A 16,926-nucleotide genomic window follows, 5' to 3' on the forward strand; every position below is an offset into this window, starting at 1 on the left:
CAAACAACCTCCTTCATTTTTCCCTCACAAACAGCTTGATCCGTGTCATCTATTGAGCTCTCCGATGCTAAGCCATCACCCTCCTCTCCGCTCCCATAGGTTTATACTTGTCTATACCGGTATGTTAAACATACCATTTAATTCCACGTCCGTCAACACTAAATTCAGTAAATTCAGGGACGGTTCTTGAATTGAATTTTTGGCTATAATTTTTCCTGCCATAGCCTGAAAAAGTCCTTCCCACAGTTCTCCAGCTATTTATTCTAGCTTTGTTTCGCACTAATAAAATAAAAATTGAATGGATAAATCTTACCAAGATTTATCCATTCAATTCAAGAACCGTCCCTGAATTTACTGTTAATCAAAAAGGCTGACTTGCTTGTACTGGGGTGCTTGTCTCTGGGGATAGGCATGCTCTGTAAGCAGTTGCTCGTGAGCGATGTCGCCAAGAAAAGGCGATGGGGTCCGGGATGTGAGCAGGACCAGCTCATCCCGGGCTCTTGTCATCCCCACATAGAAAAGTCTTCTCTCCTCATCCAGATCAAAATCTGCTCTGCTGTTCCTTAACGGGATCATGCCGTCGTTCACCCCACAAATGAACACGACAGGGAATTCCAAGCCTTTTGCTCCATGCATGGTCATGAGGGAAACCGCATCGGTAGCATATACCTTGCTCCCGCTTCTGACCACATCGCTTTCCCGCCCCAATACCAGGTTTTGTATAAAAGATCCCATATCGGCATACATCACAGAGGTATTTAAAAGCAGTTCCATGCATCTGGTCCCGGACAGGCTGTTATCCGCCACCCAGGATTCGATGATTTTGGCCGGCTTTTCTTTATGCACCATAGGCTGATACTTATGCAGCATTTCTATGAAATTGAGGGGTTTGCCCGGCTTGTCCAGGGGTAGTTGAGCCTCTTCTATCATCCTGGCCAGGGTTAATACGCTTCTCTCCCCTGCCGCGTAGCTTTCCAACACTTTTTGGTTCCCATCCGAAGCGATATTTTCTGCTTTCAGGCAGATCAAAAGAGAAGCCAGATCCCCCGGATTGAGCAAAAACCGGAAAAAGGAAATTGCTTCCCGGATCAGAGGATGGGAAAGAAATTCGTCCCGCCCCATCACCAGATAGGGAATACCCTCTTTTAAAAGGCACTGCTCGATCATTTCCGCCTGCCGATTGGTGCGGTATAAGACGGCAATATCGGAAAAACCTTTGGGCTGTTTTGTCCCGGGTCTTTTTTTGTGGGGTGCCGCCAGGACATGACTGTCAAGCATATCGATCCCCCCCACCATCCGGTTTATTTCCTTCGCCACAAATAATGCCTCGGAAAATTCTTCGTTGGTCCCGATCAGGCGCACTTTGGCGCCGCTTTCCCTTTGGGCGTTCAGGGCACAGGCAGGCCCCCCGGCAGTTTTCTTCGAGATCACCGATTTAGCGGAAGTAATAATCTGGGGCGTGGAACGGTAATTCTGAGTTAATTGGACCTGCTTCATAGCGGGGAAATCCTCTTGAAATTTATCAAAATAGCGGAAATCCGAGCCCCGGAACCCATAAATGGACTGGTCCGGGTCACCAATGATAAAAATGCTCTCGCTTTTTTTGCCCCATTCTTTGATCAAGCGGTATTGAATTTCGTTGATATCCTGGAATTCATCCACCAGCAAATGGGAGAAAGAGTTGTCCCGGCTCGCCTCCGGGATATCCGTTCTGTCTTGACCCTCAAACTGCCCGAGTACTTCCAGGAGAATATCGTCATAATCCATCACGCCGTAGCGCTGGAGCTGGGCACAGTAGGAATCGTATAACAGGGCGGAAATATCCGAGTTTTCCTCATCCGTCCCCGGTGACAGACCGCTTTTTTTCAGCCCGATCCTTTTCATGGCGTCCCGGAGAGAAATTCCCCATTTCCGCTCCTTTAATATTTCTTCCACGATGGCCCCAGCATGATATTCATCAATAATTGCGATGGCATCCTTGCCCTTCCAACGGGACAAAAGCTTCAGGCAGATGGAGTGGAAGGTGCCGATGGTCATGGCCCTTGCGGTCCCCTGATCCCCGAAATGCTTCTCCATGCGGACGCGCATCTCATGGGCCGCCTTATTGGTAAAAGTAACGGCGGTGATCCCGGAGGGGTCCACCCCGCATTTTTCCACCAGGTACGCGATACGGCTTACCAGTGTTTTTGTTTTTCCCGTTCCCGGGCCGGCAATGACGGCAATGGCCGGACTGGAGGAGGAAACAGCTTCCCACTGCTCTTCATTTAAATCATAGGGAATATTGGATGCAGTCTTCACCGGCTGATTATGATCTTTGAGCAGATCGTAATCATCTGAAACAGGTAACCGGTCAGCCTCATGGGCCAGGGTCTTGATCCCCGCTATGGCCCTGGGAGAACACTTCCCGGAGATACCTTGATCATTCATAAAGCTTAACTGGCCGGAGAGTATGTCAATTTCACTTTTGTCCATCACTTTAATTTTTCCGTATTCCCCATCAAATCCGGGTTTTATTTCCACCTTGCCGCATCTCAGTCTGCGGATGCCTTCCGCGATATAGGGGCCGGCCGCCAATGCAATATCCTCCAACGGGGCCTGGCGGAGGATCTCCAACTCGGGCCCCAGGTTCCGGATCAGGTCGTCGTACTTCTCTTTTACCTTTCTGCTGGCAACAGTCGCGCCTATGGAAGAAGCGATGACCTCAGGAAGGGGCACCAGACGCTGAAACTCCTTTGCCTTAAGTGGTGCAAAGCCTTCTTCCCGGTCTGCCAAGTCTTCCACCCGGTGCAGTACGCCTACGGTAATCCTGCCTCCGCAGACCGGGCAGATGCCTGCTGCGGCTTTTGTCTCCGCAGGCGTGCAACACACCTTGCAGTTCCTGTGCCCGTCATAGTGGTATTTTCCTTCCTCGGGAAAGAACTCGATGGTGCCCAGGAACTCCTTGGTGGTGCGATTTTTTAACGCCTGCGCGATACTGGGATAAGAAAGCCCGGTATCAAAAATATTGGCTTCTCTGGCCAGGTTGGCCGGAGAGTGGGCATCGGAGTTGGACACCAGGGTAAAGTTATCCAGGGCGGAAAGGCGCCAATTCATGGGCGGGTCTGAGGAAAGGCCTGTTTCCAGGGCATAGATATAGCCTGTGAGATCCTCGAAGCACTCCCTGATATCGTCAAAACCGGAGTAAGCCCCGAAAAGAGAAAAATGGGGCGTCCAGATATGGGCAGGTATAAAGATGGCGTCCGGGCAGATATCCAGCACGATTTCCAACAAATCCCGGCTGTCCAGACCCAATATGGGCCTGCCGTCCGAGTGCAAATTACCGATGGCCTCCAGCCGGTGGGAAATTAATTCCGCATCCTCCAGGCTGGGAAGAAGGATCAGGTTGTGCACCTTCCTCACCTTTCCGTTCTTCTTATAAATGGAGCTGATTTCGGCGGATACCATGAATTGAGGAGGGAAATCTGCCCCCGCTATGGCATCCTCCTGGCGGAAATCATTCTTCAGGGTATAAAGGCCTTCACCTGAAAGAACCAGCTTCTCCTTCAGTTCCTCGCGCCAGGCCGGATGCGTAAAATCGCCTGTTCCAATCACGCCGATTCCTTTGCGCCGGGCCCACATTTCCAGCATTTCCGGGACACATTCCCTGCTGGTCGCTCTCGAGTATTTTGAATGGATATGAAAATCAGCAATAAACATAATCAGTCCTTCCACCTTCCTGCCTGAGCTGGAGATGTTTTCCTTCCTTTAGCTTTTTGCCTTATTGTATCACCCCACAGAAAAAAGAGTCAACGAGAACTCGTTCGATAAACTTTTACCTCTATTGGAAAACCGTGCCACATAAAAAAGGGCCAACAGACTTTTCTCATCCCTTGGCCTTCCTTTGCATCATTTTTCGCTCCCTGCCTTATGAAGAAAATCCCGAATAAATACGGCCGTAATCCCCCAAATGATTTCCTGACCGTACCGGTAAACATAAACCCGGTGCTTCCTTCCTTTCCAGGGTGTATCATATTTTTCCGGTACATGCAGTTCTTTGGCCGGGAAAAAAATTTCCTCGTCGCCCGCTTCATTGATTCCCCGGGGATGGACCATTACTTGCACTTGGTACTCTTCCGGCTTAACTTTTTCCAAAAAAGAAACCGGCACGGTAAAAACATAGGCTACCTCGCGCGGGTCCACCCGGACCTCTCCGGGATCAAAGTCCCCCACCCCTACAAAACCCTCAACCAGTACTCCCTGAGGTGTAATTAAAGTATCCGTCCTTCCCAGCACGCCAATTTTTTCCCGCGCAATGCCCAATTCTTCTTTCGTTTCCCGGAGCGCAGTATCCAAAAAATCCCGGTCCTGCGCCGGATCAAATAATCCGCCGGGGAAGCAGACTTCTCCCCCCTGCCTGATGGAGGGACCCCTTTTTTCAAAAACAAAATGATACTCCCCGTCTACCAGCACCAAAAGGATCATAATCCCCGAATTAATGAAGTTTTCCCTTCCCATAATACCCGGTTGTGCGGGCAATTTTTCTCTTAATTTCTCCAGATCCTCGTGTTTCATATCCTTCCCCCAGTAGATCCCTTGATCATACCTCCTATTCTATCAGAGCCTGAGGGAAAATAAAATTATTTTCCGCCTGGATAAAAAAAACCAAAAACAAAAATACCGGCATCGGCCCGGTACTTTTCCGCGTGCAGTTCCTACCCCGATATCAATCACAAAAAAGCCCGGGGGTTTGCCCGAAGCTCATAAGAAGATTATTTTTCTTTGGCCATAGAATAAATAAGGGGAAGTTTTCCATCTTTTCCTCTCACCTGATGATCCGGAAATAAGGTATCTGCGCCCACCTTTGAAACAAAAAAGCCGCACAGGCCGCCAAAAACGGCATGGTCAATAAAGCTTAGTATCGATGATAAGGGCTTTTTACTGTTCACCGTCAGTTGAAGCCTGGGACCTAATCCAAATAGGGCCATCCACAACAATGATGTTACGCCCATTCCTTTTACTACAGCCTTGTCCCGGCCTGTGGCAGAAAGCAGATAGGTGACCAAGATCCCGGTGAGGCTAATCATGGTGTGGTTAACGATAGAACCGATAACCCTTGCTTCTTTCGTATCCGACTTCCTCTTGGGCAAAAATAAATTAGAGGCCATTTGACCGTATTTGACGTCCGTTAATCTCAAATGATACTCGATATCGTTAACAACCCTGCCTGGCATGCCGCAAATAATACCCGCTGCTATTCCCAGCAGAATCCGGTCCCCTATTTTTCTCATAACAGCACCTCCGGCTGAAGCTATTGACTTTATTAATACTTTTACCCATCCTAACAAATTGATACGATACATATTTTGGCATGGCAGAGCACAACAGATCTTACGGCGGTCACAAGTGGGTTCCCTTTTCAAAAGATTTCACTTTTTCATCTGTCCTGAAAGAAACACCCTGCATTGTGCTATTTTGTGAAAGGAGCAAATATGGAAAAATAAAAAAGCCAACAGATTTTTTATCCGTTGACCCAGCCCCTGAACCTTTTTTCAGTTCAGATCTCATTTAACGGCACTGCTGGCCAGTTTCTCCGCCCAGCCGCCAACAAAAGGAATTTTATATTTTTTGTAGCGGTATCCTTTGACCATGGCAATCAGTGCAAAAACCAGTAATATGATAGCAACAACCATTCCTAACACCTCCAGTATCCCAAGGGCACCCCTGCCGCCCACGGGACTGACCGCCGCTACAGAAGTAACGCCTACCACAGTGATGATACCGGCAACCAGGCCAAAAACGATCCCTACAGCACTGAGCATAAAAGCTTGCATGGCATGAAAGCGGACAAAAATGCTCTGTTTTTCCACGAAAAAAAATCCTAAAGGTGCCAACCAGGCAATATATCTGATTCCAGGTATAAAGGCAAGTACTACTCCGGTAAGATAGACCACAAGAACAGCTACATTGGCGTCCATGCCGAGAGATGATCTATGAGGTTGAACGGTCTTCCCCGACATAATATTTAGATACCTCCTTTCAATTAAAATAAATTACCCTTATTTTTACATATTCACTTGTTTCCTCACTTATACTTCCTTAAAAACAATTTTTTCCCTCAGACAGCTTTTAAATCCCCCAGGTCGATTTTCCAGAATAAAGGAACTGGACCGGTTATGAACGGAAAAAGCCTGAGACAAAAGTCCCAGGCCAAAAAGGAGGTATTTTATCAAAATCTTAGGGAAAAGAGGAGTATTTTTTTAGCCTTAGGCCCATCACTCCATCTTATGGATCTCTTTCCGGAGTCTTTTAATGATGCGCTTTTCCAGCCGGGAAATATAAGACTGGGAGATGCCCAAAAAATCCGCCACTTCCTTTTGGGTTTTTTCCGTCCCGTCTACCAGGCCGAAGCGCAGCTCCATGATCTTTTTTTCCCGGGCATTCAGTTTGGTCATGGCGGCATTTAAGAGCTTTTTTTCCACTTCTTCTTCGATGGATTTATAAATGACGTCGTTTTCCGTGCCCAAAACATCGGAGAGCAGCAGCTCATTACCGTCCCAATCAATGTTTAAAGGTTCATCGAAGGACACCTCGGAGCGGGTCTTGTTGTTGCGCCTCAAATGCATGAGGATCTCATTTTCGATGCACCGGGAAGCGTAGGTGGCCAGCTTGATTTTCTTTCCCGGGTCAAAGGTATTCACCGCTTTAATCAGACCAATGGTACCGATGGAAACCAGATCCTCGATGCCTACGCCGGTATTTTCAAATTTCCGGGCAATATAGACGACCAAACGCAGATTCCTTTCGATCAGGACCTCTTTCACGGTTTTATCTCCGGTTTCCAGCCGGGATAATAAAAATATTTCTTCATCATTGGTTAAAGGAGGAGGCAGTGCCTCGCTGCTTCCTACATAAAAAACATCCCCGTCCAGGTGAAACCTTTGCAAAATCCGCAGATACCAGAATTTTATCAACCACTTAAACTTTCTCCAGCCTTTGTGCACCCCGTCATCCTCCTTTGACATTATGCTGCCGCTTCAAATACTTCAGGATTTAATACTGCCCGATACCCGCCCGAAGTACTGAGGGGTTTATGATACAGGCAGATGATCACATCTTTGGTGCATGTTTTTTGCTGCCCAAAAATGGTTACTAAATCAGGCTTATAACCCAAAAGAATGCCATGGTGTTTGCCGATCGAATTAAAAGGAACCATGCGCACTTTCGTAGTCCAGACAGCCCCGCCGGAATGCTCCATCACCTTTGTCACATCCTCGGCGCCATATTTTTCATACCACTGCCGGAAGTCCGCAGGCAAAATATTTCTTAACGCTTGATATTCCACAATGATTACCGGTTTCTGGCTCAAAGGATCCCTCAGCTCATTTCCGGTATCAATGAGTGCTTCTACCATCAAGGATTTTTTTTCAATCATGATTTCCAGAGAAACCCGGAATTGGGTCCTCTGCCAGTGCCGTTTTAAATGCCCGAACCCCCAGTATCCTAAAAACAGGGCCATCGCTGCGCCAAAAAGCAGTCCGGTGGTTTTGATATCTAACCGCTGAAAAAAGAAAGAATTATGGGCCAAAAAGGAACTCCCCCCCAAAACGGCACCGGCCATGGCAAAACTGATTACATAAAAATAAGCGGTAGCCTGGAGAAACTTTCTCACTGTTAATCTGGGGAAAGAAACCGCCACGATTAACAGGGAAAAAAGTATCTTTACCGACACGGCATATAAAAAAATTGTCTGGGGATATACCATTAACACACCGTAAAGGGCTCCGAGCAATGCCCCTAAAAACAGGCGCAGGTGAGAAGTGGCAATGTGGCCGAATTTTGCTGTAGCCCATAAAATACCATAATCAAGAAAAAAATTCGTCAAAAAAAGCACGTCGGCGTACACAATATACGTGGGCTGCATCTATCTTCACCGTTCCTTTACACCCCGAAAAAAGCCATCAAAAAAAGCGGGCAAAAAAGAAAAAATGAGTTACTTAAATATATGTACCAATCAATAGACCTATTCTCAAATACATGATTAATTATAATCAATAGGAACCTAAAAAGATGTCAGATGATGCTCCCCCAGTACAAAACCTTACCCAAAAAATCGAGCAAATTGGTGTTTCGCTAAAAGCCCAAAAGAATTTTCAAGATCCGGGTGCCGGTTACCGGGCACACCCCATAGGCAGATCCTTGTAGCATAAAAGTGAAACTACAAAAAAGGGCTGAGGTCCGGGAAAAATAAAAAGGGAGCCGATGAGGCTCCCCGATCAAACTTTTATTCCTATGCAAAATATGATAAGTGGGTTTCTTTGTTATACTTTCCGGCGCAAAAAAGCGGGTATATCTAAATCATCAACGGTAAAAGGCTTAATCTCCATTTCCGGCGGCTCCACTTTCTTCACTACTTTGCTGTCGAAGCCCGTAGCAATTACCGTGACCCGGACGGTATCATCCATTTTTTCATCAATCACCGCACCAAAAATAATATTTGCTTCCGGATCTGAGGCGGCGGCAATAATTTCTGCCGCTTCATTGACTTCAAACAAGCTCAGATTGTTGGACCCGGTAATGTTTAAAAGAACCCCTTTAGCCCCGTTGATGGATGTTTCCAATAAAGCACTGGAAATCGCGGCCTTGGCAGCCTCGGCAGCTCTGTTATCACCTGACGCGATACCAATTCCCATTAAAGCGGAACCGGCTTCTTTCATAATGGTTTTCACATCGGCAAAGTCCAGGTTAATCAAGCCGGGTACCGCGATTAAATCAGATATCCCTTGCACCCCTTGGCGCAATACATCGTCTGCAATCAGAAAAGCATCAGTAATGGAGGTCTTTTTGTCAATCACCTGAAGCAATTTATCGTTGGGTATGGTGATCAGGGTGTCCACTCTGCTCTTTAAATCCGAAATCCCTGCTTCCGCTTGCTGGGCCCGGCGCCGTCCTTCAAAGGTAAAGGGCCTGGTGACTACCCCCACGGTGAGGGCGCCCATTTCTTTCGCTACTTCCGCCACCACCGGGGCAGCTCCCGTTCCCGTACCGCCGCCCATTCCGGCTGTGACAAATACCATATCGGAGCCTTTTAAAATCTGCCCCAACTCTTCCCGGGTCTCTTCCGCCGCTTTTTTACCAATTTCCGGATTTGCTCCCGCTCCTAAACCTTTTGTCAGTTTGCTTCCGATTTGAACCACAATTTCCGCATGGGAGTGCTGCAGTGCTTGCGCATCCGTATTGACGCCGATAAATTCCACACCCTTTAAATTGCTCCGGATCATGCGATTAACTGCATTATTTCCTCCGCCACCTACACCGACAACCTTTATTTTGGCGTATTGTGCAATTTCATAATCATCAAATTCAAGCATTCAAAATCCTCCTTAGCTTTATCACTTTTCTTATGCAAAAAAATCCTGAAATAGATGTTTAAACTTGTTTATGATTCCACCAAAAAAACGTTCTCCGGTAGGTGCAGCTTGTACATAAGACAATTGCCTTGCTCCATATAAAACCAGTCCTGCAGCAGTAGCATAAGATGAATTCTGGATACAGTCGCTCACTCCATTCATCTTCTCCGGACAGCCTATTCTGGCCGGCAAATCCATCTCCTCAGCCGCCAGTTCGATGAGTCCGTTTAATTGCGCTACGCCACCGGTGACGATCAGGCCACCGGGAAGCACGCCACGGTACCCGGATCTCTTCAGTTCGTTTTTGATCAAAGAAAGGATCTCCCGGCTCCGTGGTTCAATGATACTCGCCAAAAGCTTTTTCGAGACCTTTTTCGTTTCATGGCCCAGCATATCCGGAATCGGGATCATTTCATTATCCGGCATGAGGCGGGGAAAAACACATCCGTGTTCTGTTTTCAAAGTCTCGGCAGCTTCTACAGGTATTCTCAACCCAATGGCAATATCATTGGTAATCAGATTTCCTCCAACCGGTAAAACACTGGAAAACCATAATCTACCCTGGTCGAATACAGCAAACTCCGTGGTACCTCCTCCAATATCAACAATCAAGCAACCTAAGTTCCGTTCTGCAGGAAGCAACACTGCTTCTGCCGAAGCCAATGCGGCAGGCACCAGTTCCTCTTCTTGCAGGCCTGCCTTCTGAATACATTTTAAAAGGTTCTGCAGGGCAGTGCCTGAGGCCGTAACAATGTTTATTTCGGCTTCCAGCCTGGCACCAGCCATGCCAATAGGATCAACGATGCCATCATTTCCGTCTATCGCATATTGGCGGGGATGAACATGAATGATTCTGCGGTCTTGGGGCAAAGCGACGACTTTTGCCGCCTGAAGCACTCGATCCACATCTTCCGGAGCTATTTCCCTGTTTTTGTTGGTAATCGCTACCACACCTTTATTATTAACAGAGGAAAGATGGGGCCCAGATACGGCCACGTAAGCATTCTGCACACGACACCCGCTCATTTGTTCTGCTTTTTCCGTCGCGGCAACAATACACTTGATCACAGCTTCTAAATCTACAATACCGCCTTTTCTAACCCCTTGGGTGGGTTGTTCCCCCACACCGATGATTATTACTCCGCCCTGCTGATCAATTTCAGCAACTATGACTACTGTTTTCGTTGTTCCTACATCCAATCCCACTACTATATTGTGGCCGCTCAACCTTCGCACCCCCCCGGCACGATTCAGCTAAATTAGTGCACGGAAAATAATGTTTAAACTGTAAAGTTCAACATAAATTCTGATTTCCCTGCTAGATATTGTCTTTTTTATGAGTTAAAATTTGCCATTTAATCCCTCAAAATTAGTTCTTTCGATAAAAAACAACAGGTTTGTCGCTAAAGCTGACGTCTATATATTCAATGTCCTCTAAACGGTCCATCTCCTCTTCCTTTTTCAGGACTTGGAGGAACCTGGTGAATTTCTCCTGAAAGCCGTCGGCCCCTCCCAATCGGACCTCGGCTCCTTGAACCGTAAAGACCCTTAATTTCTGCGGGTCAAAAACATCTACCTCGGCAATCACTTTTTTGGCTTCCGCATCCATTTGAGCAATCATTTTTAAACCCATGGCCAATTTTTGAGAAGTCAATTGTTTTCCCACGGCGATGGTATCGGGAAGATCCACTCCGGTGACGATGGGCAGAGGATACTTGTCGATAGCACTGACCTTCTTCAGGATATATCCGGCCACGTCGATTTGGATTAATCCTCCGGCGATAGGAACGAGAGCCACGGGAGTTCTTTCCGTGACCAGAACGGCTACCGTACCGGGGAGATGCCTTTCGATCTCCACATCATCCACCATGGGACTCATGAGGATCTTTTTCTCTGCTTTTTCCCGGTCGATCTTAAATATATTTTGCCCTTTTGCCAGGCCGGAAAGTTCCACAATATCTTGCACGGAAACCAGTTTCGTGCCGCTCACCTTGATGGAGGATACGGCAAAAAAAGGTGAATTAATAAAAAAATAGCTGGCGAATAAAATTAAAATGAGGGTTAAAATCTTCATTAACCATTTAATACTACCCGGTCTTTTTCTGCGCCGGACATATTTGACCCCTTTTTTCCTGTGCAACCCTATCCCTCCAGTTGCCCGGTTCATCCATCTGTATTTATATACCATTCACCGTGCGGTACCGCTCTTCCTTCTTCTTGTCCCAAAATGCATCAAAAAAAAGCACTCTTCTGTGCTTCACATGGTATGTAAAAATTAAATTTTATAATTTAACTCCATTTCCTTATGGCTGATCAAGGGGAATTTTTCTTGCTGGTCCCGGGAAAGACCGTCCTGCTTGATCTCCTGTTCTTCCTCTCTCGGCATTTTTTCTCGCACAATCCGGGCCCCCAAGAGGGCGTACTTTTGCTCTAAACGGTGGTATCCCCGGTCAATATGACCGATATTTTCAATCACCGTGATCCCCTCTGCAGCCATCCCTGCCAACACCAGAGCAGCTCCCGCCCGCAAATCGGTGGCCTCCACCATGGCTCCCGTGAGTCTTTTCACCCCTTTTACAACTGCGACTCTTCCCTCCACGATAATATTGGCACCCATCCGGCGCAATTCATCCGCATGTTTAAAGCGATTTTCAAAGATGTTTTCTAAAATCACCGAGGTGCCTTGGGCTACTGTCATTAACGCCATCATTTGGGGCTGAATGTCGGTAGGGAAACCCGGATAAGGCATGGTCTTAAGATCTACGGATTTGACTCTGGGGACACCGCGCACCCGCAGCCCTTTGCCGTTCTTTGATACAATGACACCAGAGGCGCGCAATTTTACCGTCAATGGCTCCACATGTTCGGCCACTGCGTTGCGCAGCACCAGGTCTCCGTTAGTGATCGCCGCCGCCAGCATGTAAGTCCCTGCCACAATGCGGTCGGGAATCACCGTATGGTCCGCACCATGCAGTTTTGCCACCCCTGTGATCTGGATATTATCGCTCCCGGCCCCTTCAATTTTCGCCCCCATACTTTTCAGAAAAAGGGCTAAATCAACGATCTCCGGCTCTCGGGCCGCATTCCGGATCATTGTCACTCCTTCCGCCAGAGTCGCTGCCATCATAATGTTTTCCGTGGCACCTACGCTGGGAAAATCCAAATAAACCGTATCGCCCGTAAGCTTATGGGCGTAAGCTTCAATATTGCCGTATTTTTCAATGATCGAGGCTCCCAGCTGTTCTAATCCTTTAATATGATAGTCCATGGGACGTGATCCAATGGCACATCCTCCGGGAAAAGGAGCCCGTGCACTATGAAACCTGCTGAGCAAGGGGCCAAGGACTAAATTTGACGCCCGCATTTTCTTCATGGTCTCTTCCGGAACCTCGGTGGGGTTGATATTAGACGCATTGACAATCAATGTCTTCTTTTCCCATTTTATTTTCGCGCCCAGGTACTCCAGAATCTCCACCAACAACACTACGTCCTGAAGTTGAGGAACATTATGAATCACGCAGGTTTCCGCGCTTAAAAGAGTAGCTGCCAATATCGGCAAAACCGCATTTTTCGCCCCACAAACTTCCACTAAACCGTGTAACCGGGTCCCTCCCGTGATGATATATCTCTCCAACGCTGCTGCACCCCCATCGGTTACCTTGCCTCTCCCACGATCTGAATCTCTCTTTCCAGATCAATATGAAATTCTTCCTGGACCCCCATTGTTATTTTTTCCAGCCGTGAAATCACACCTTGCGCCCGACCATCTCTTTTTCCCTGTTCATTGATCACCTCAACTTTTTGGCCATGAATTTACATCTCTTGGCCCTCCAAACACCGGATTTCCCGGGCAAAGCAAAGGCCTGCCTGACGGATGTTGCCCGCGCCCAGCGTGAGCACCAAATCCCCCGGCTTGGTTTTCTGGCAGAGAAAGTGCACAATTTCCTCCTCCGTGGCGCAATAAAACACATCTTTTCTCTGATCCGAGTTTTGAATGGCATTCATGATCAAATGGGCCGTGACGCCGGGAATGGGTTTTTCCGAGGCACTGTAAATCTCATTAATCACCACCAGATCGGCATCATGGAAAGAATCCCCGAATTCAAACTGTAACAGCTTTGTTCTGGTATAGCGATGAGGTTGAAAGACCGCCACGATTCTTTCAAACCCGGCAGTTTTTGCCGCACTCAAGGTAGCGCGCAACTCGGAGGGATGGTGAGCATAGTCATCCACGATGGTAATACCCTTGATTTGGTCGATGAATTCGAACCTGCGCTTGGCCCCGGTAAACTGCTTCAGGGCGGCAGCCGCCTGGTCGAAGGTTAAGCCCAGCCTGATTCCCGTAGCAATGGCGGCCAGGGCATTAGATATATTATGCTTTCCGGGCACATTTAGTTCCAGCACGCCCAGTTTATTTCCCCGGTAAAAAACCTCACAAGCGGACTGGATCCCATGAAAGGATAAATTCCGGGCGGTAAAATCTACCTCCGGGGTGTCAAGTCCGTAGGTCACATAATCCGCCTGAATGGTATCCTGGATTTTGGCTAACTCTTTATTATCCAAACAGATCACGGCAAAGCCATCCTCCGGCAGTTGCTCCACAAACCGGGTAAAGGCGTTGACGATATTCTTTACGGACCGATAATAATCCAAGTGGTCATTTTCAATATTGGTAATCACCGCTATTTTGGGAAATAATTTTAAAAAGGACCCGTCGCTTTCATCTGCCTCAGCCACCAGGTATTTTCCCCTGCCCAATTTGGCATTGCTGCCAATTTGCTTTAAGTCTCCTCCGATTACAATGGTCGGATCCAAATTGTTAGCCTCCAGCATTAAAGAAATCATCGCTGTGGTCGTCGTCTTACCATGGGCTCCTGCAACGGCAATGCTTTCCTGTCGGGCCATTAATATGGCCAGCATTTCTGCTCGGGCCATCACCTCTAATCCCCGTTTTTTTGCCTCTATCATCTCCGGATTATCCTGGGGAATAGCCGAGGAAAATACGACCGTTGTTACATCCGGGCCGATGTTCTGTGCTTGATGGCCAATTTCTATGCTTGCTCCTAATTCCCTGAGCCTTTTGGTGGTCTCCGATTCTTTCATGTCTGATCCGGATATCTGAGCGCCCAGTTGAAGCAGAATCTTGGCAATGCCGCTCATCCCGGTACCCCCGATGCCAATAAAATGAATCCTTCCTTTTGTCAATGTCATTCAGTCATCTCCTTCCCAGAGACGCAGGAATAAGGAAAATTCCCGTAACATACCATTATCATATGCCGGGAAGAAAAAGATGTGACCTGAGCCTTATCTTTGCTCCGGTTTACTTATCCCTACGATTAATTGGGTAATTTCATCCAACGCATTAATTTTTCCCATTCCCTTGGCGGCCTCTGCCATTTCAGCACGAAGAGACACATTATTTATTATCTCCTCCAAGGCAGTAAATAATTTCCCCTGCTCTAATTCTTGATCCAGGACCATTTTGGCCGCCCCCTTCTTTTCCAAGGAACGGGCATTATATTCCTGATGGTTGGCTGCGGCATAGGGGTAGGGCACTAATACCGAGGGGAGGCCCCGAAGCATGATTTCCGATAAGAAGGAAGCTCCTGCCCGTCCCACAATGATGTCGGCAGCCGCCAAAGCGTATTCCATTTCATATAAATAAGGGACTATTCTTAAATTCTCCCGGCCGTCCAGGGAAATATTCTCCTGGGCCAGGAAGGAGAGCATTTCTTCATAGCCTCCCGGCCCGGTAATATGATAAAATTGGACCTGATCTCTTTGGAGCAGCTTCCCATAGGCCCGGCTCATGGCCAGGTTTAAACTGCGCGCCCCCCGGCTGCCTCCGGTCACCACAATGGTGGTCTTGTTTGCCGACAGGCCCAAGGCTTTGATCCCGGTGAGCCGTTCCATGCCCATGATCTCCTGACGCACAGGCAATCCGGTTAAATGGACCTTTTCTTTGGCGGGAAAATACTTCAGGGAATCTTCAAAAGTGACGCAAATCCCATCGACCAAGCGGGCTAAAATTCTGTTCGTTAAACCGGGAACGGCATTTTGCTCATGTAATAAAGTAGGAATCCCTAAAGTTGCGGCGGCAAATACCAACGGCCCGCACACATAGCCGCCGGTGCCGATAACCACATGGGGTCTGAAGGCCCGGAGAATATGCCAGCCCTCCCAGCAGCCTTTGCACGCTTTAAAAACACTGGCCAAGGTCCGGTAGGAAAAGGGGCGGGATAAGCCTTCCACGCTGATGGTTTGAAAGGGCAACCCGGCCTTGGGCACAATTTCTGCCTCCAGACCCTTCTTTGTGCCTACATAAAGAATCTCCGCTTCCCTGATTTTGTTTTGCAGTCCTTTGGCAATGGCTAAGGCAGGATAGATATGCCCCCCTGTGCCGCCGCCTGTGATAATGATGCGCATCCTGCTCACCGATCCAATCCTGCGTACCTGGACACATTTAGTAACAGGCCGATCCCGGCCAAAGAAAACAATAAGGAGGACCCCCCATAGCTGATAAAGGGCAGGGTAATCCCCGTCACCGGTAAGGATCCGGTCACCACGCCTAAATTGATGATGGCCTGGATGCCCACCATGGAGGTGACGCCGATAGCCAATAAACTGCCGAAGGAGTCTGGGAAAGATACCGCCACTTTTAGACCTCTCCAGACAAATAATAAAAAGAGAATAATGACGATGGCCCCGCCAATAAAGCCCAATTCCTCGGACAAGATGGAAAAAATAAAGTCCGTATGTCTTTCCGGCAAATAAAAGGTTTTGGCCCGGCTGGCGCCTAAGCCCACGCCGGCAAAACCGCCCGATCCGATGGCTAAAAGGGACTGCACCGTTTGAAAGCCTGTATCCTGAGCATCCTTCCAGGGATCCCAAAAGGCCATCAACCGCTCCATGCGGTATGGCTCAAGAACGATCGCCGCCAGAATCAAGGCAATCCCGGCCACAGCTAATAGGGTCATATGGGTCTTGCGTGCTCCCGCACACCACAGCATCACAAAGGTAGTACCGGCCAGGGCCAGGGCCGTGCCCAGGTCCGGCTGAAACATAATCAAAGCACAGGCTGCTCCCATGATGCCCAGAGGAGGCAAAAAGCCTTTCGTGAAAGACTGCATTAAATGTTGCTTTTCACTCATAAAGGCCGCCATATACATGACCATAGTCACCTTGATCAGCTCGGAAGGCTGGAACTGGAGAGGCCCCGCGCCCAACCAGCGCACAGACCCCTTGCGCTCAATACCGATACCGTCGATCAATAATATAGCTAAAAGAACGAAAGAAACGATTAACGCTGGTTTTGCCAGTCCTTTTAGCTTCTGATAATTGACCTTCATCACAAAAATCATGGCCCCAATCCCCACCAAAGCATTAAAAAACTGACGGCGCAAAAAATAGAATGAATCCTGATATTGATAAAAGGCGGCATATTGACTGGAGCTGAACACCATCACAATGCCGATGCTTAAAAGCAGCAGCACGGTGAGAAAAATCACAAAATCCGGAGCCCCTTTTTTCAATTCCATAT

At 48.0% G+C, this 16,926-nt stretch carries 15 protein-coding genes; all 15 read right to left on the reverse strand.

The window, feature by feature from the left end:
• Nucleotides 1-357: 357 nt before the first annotated feature.
• Nucleotides 358-3,696: a UvrD-helicase domain-containing protein gene (locus tag DCMF_RS09905; RefSeq protein WP_148137824.1), complete on the reverse strand. Its 3,339-nt coding sequence runs from the start codon at nucleotides 3,694-3,696 to the stop codon at nucleotides 358-360.
• A 189-nt stretch (nucleotides 3,697-3,885) separates the two neighbouring features.
• Nucleotides 3,886-4,551 carry an NUDIX hydrolase gene (locus DCMF_RS09910; RefSeq protein ID WP_148134289.1) on the reverse strand — a complete coding sequence of 222 codons (666 nt, stop codon included), beginning with the start codon at nucleotides 4,549-4,551 and terminating at the stop codon, nucleotides 3,886-3,888.
• Nucleotides 4,552-4,748: 197 nt separating this feature from the next.
• Complete coding sequence (locus tag DCMF_RS09915) at nucleotides 4,749-5,267, reverse strand: hypothetical protein (RefSeq protein ID WP_148134290.1); 519 nt, start codon at nucleotides 5,265-5,267, stop codon at nucleotides 4,749-4,751.
• A 109-nt stretch (nucleotides 5,268-5,376) separates the two neighbouring features.
• Nucleotides 5,377-5,544 (reverse strand): hypothetical protein, encoded by a 168-nt coding sequence (locus DCMF_RS29165; RefSeq protein WP_214659234.1) that lies wholly within the window; start codon nucleotides 5,542-5,544, stop codon nucleotides 5,377-5,379.
• Nucleotides 5,541-5,996, reverse strand: coding sequence for a DUF4870 domain-containing protein (locus DCMF_RS09920; RefSeq protein ID WP_148134291.1), 456 nt, complete (start codon nucleotides 5,994-5,996; stop codon nucleotides 5,541-5,543). The genes DCMF_RS29165 and DCMF_RS09920 overlap by 4 nt, the downstream gene beginning before the upstream one ends.
• Nucleotides 5,997-6,251: 255 nt before the next feature.
• Nucleotides 6,252-6,950 (reverse strand): RNA polymerase sporulation sigma factor SigE, encoded by a 699-nt coding sequence (sigE, locus tag DCMF_RS09925; protein ID WP_418219643.1) that lies wholly within the window; start codon nucleotides 6,948-6,950, stop codon nucleotides 6,252-6,254.
• A 50-nt stretch (nucleotides 6,951-7,000) separates the two neighbouring features.
• A complete protein-coding gene (spoIIGA, locus tag DCMF_RS09930) occupies nucleotides 7,001-7,900 on the reverse strand; it encodes a sigma-E processing peptidase SpoIIGA (protein ID WP_148134293.1) in 900 nt (299 codons plus the stop codon).
• Nucleotides 7,901-8,297: 397 nt separating this feature from the next.
• Nucleotides 8,298-9,347, reverse strand: a complete 1,050-nt coding sequence (gene ftsZ / locus DCMF_RS09935) for a cell division protein FtsZ (RefSeq protein ID WP_148134294.1) — start codon at nucleotides 9,345-9,347, stop codon at nucleotides 8,298-8,300.
• Nucleotides 9,348-9,377: 30 nt separating this feature from the next.
• A complete protein-coding gene (gene ftsA, locus DCMF_RS09940; protein ID WP_148134295.1) occupies nucleotides 9,378-10,613 on the reverse strand; it encodes a cell division protein FtsA in 1,236 nt (411 codons plus the stop codon).
• 142 nt (nucleotides 10,614-10,755) lie between these two features.
• Nucleotides 10,756-11,526, reverse strand: coding sequence for a cell division protein FtsQ/DivIB (locus tag DCMF_RS09945; protein ID WP_214659235.1), 771 nt, complete (start codon nucleotides 11,524-11,526; stop codon nucleotides 10,756-10,758).
• A 135-nt stretch (nucleotides 11,527-11,661) separates the two neighbouring features.
• Nucleotides 11,662-13,020, reverse strand: coding sequence for a UDP-N-acetylglucosamine 1-carboxyvinyltransferase (murA, locus tag DCMF_RS09950; protein ID WP_148134297.1), 1,359 nt, complete (start codon nucleotides 13,018-13,020; stop codon nucleotides 11,662-11,664).
• A gap of 20 nt (nucleotides 13,021-13,040) precedes the next feature.
• Nucleotides 13,041-13,178 carry a hypothetical protein gene (locus DCMF_RS29170; protein ID WP_214659236.1) on the reverse strand — a complete coding sequence of 46 codons (138 nt, stop codon included), beginning with the start codon at nucleotides 13,176-13,178 and terminating at the stop codon, nucleotides 13,041-13,043.
• Between the two features lie 21 nt (nucleotides 13,179-13,199).
• Complete coding sequence (gene murC, locus DCMF_RS09955; protein ID WP_148134298.1) at nucleotides 13,200-14,597, reverse strand: UDP-N-acetylmuramate--L-alanine ligase; 1,398 nt, start codon at nucleotides 14,595-14,597, stop codon at nucleotides 13,200-13,202.
• Nucleotides 14,598-14,690: 93 nt separating this feature from the next.
• Complete coding sequence (murG, locus tag DCMF_RS09960) at nucleotides 14,691-15,812, reverse strand: undecaprenyldiphospho-muramoylpentapeptide beta-N-acetylglucosaminyltransferase (protein ID WP_148137825.1); 1,122 nt, start codon at nucleotides 15,810-15,812, stop codon at nucleotides 14,691-14,693.
• A gap of 5 nt (nucleotides 15,813-15,817) precedes the next feature.
• Complete coding sequence (gene spoVE, locus DCMF_RS09965) at nucleotides 15,818-16,924, reverse strand: stage V sporulation protein E (RefSeq protein WP_148134299.1); 1,107 nt, start codon at nucleotides 16,922-16,924, stop codon at nucleotides 15,818-15,820.
• Nucleotides 16,925-16,926 lie beyond the last annotated feature (2 nt).

It is taken from the genome of Candidatus Formimonas warabiya, assembly GCF_002777255.1.
Lineage (GTDB): Bacteria > Bacillota > Dehalobacteriia > Dehalobacteriales > Dehalobacteriaceae > Formimonas > Formimonas warabiya.

Coding starts and splice junctions, on each gene's coding strand:
- DCMF_RS09905 (WP_148137824.1), bottom strand. CDS start 3,696: ATGTTTATTGCTGATTTTCATATCCATTCAAAATACTCGAGAGCGACC.
- DCMF_RS09910 (WP_148134289.1), bottom strand. CDS start 4,551: ATGAAACACGAGGATCTGGAGAAATTAAGAGAAAAATTGCCCGCACAA.
- DCMF_RS09915 (WP_148134290.1), bottom strand. CDS start 5,267: ATGAGAAAAATAGGGGACCGGATTCTGCTGGGAATAGCAGCGGGTATT.
- DCMF_RS29165 (WP_214659234.1), bottom strand. CDS start 5,544: ATGAGATCTGAACTGAAAAAAGGTTCAGGGGCTGGGTCAACGGATAAA.
- DCMF_RS09920 (WP_148134291.1), bottom strand. CDS start 5,996: ATGTCGGGGAAGACCGTTCAACCTCATAGATCATCTCTCGGCATGGAC.
- spoIIGA (WP_148134293.1), bottom strand. CDS start 7,900: ATGCAGCCCACGTATATTGTGTACGCCGACGTGCTTTTTTTGACGAAT.
- ftsZ (WP_148134294.1), bottom strand. CDS start 9,347: ATGCTTGAATTTGATGATTATGAAATTGCACAATACGCCAAAATAAAG.
- murC (WP_148134298.1), bottom strand. CDS start 14,597: ATGACATTGACAAAAGGAAGGATTCATTTTATTGGCATCGGGGGTACC.
- murG (WP_148137825.1), bottom strand. CDS start 15,812: ATGCGCATCATTATCACAGGCGGCGGCACAGGGGGGCATATCTATCCT.
- spoVE (WP_148134299.1), bottom strand. CDS start 16,924: ATGGAATTGAAAAAAGGGGCTCCGGATTTTGTGATTTTTCTCACCGTG.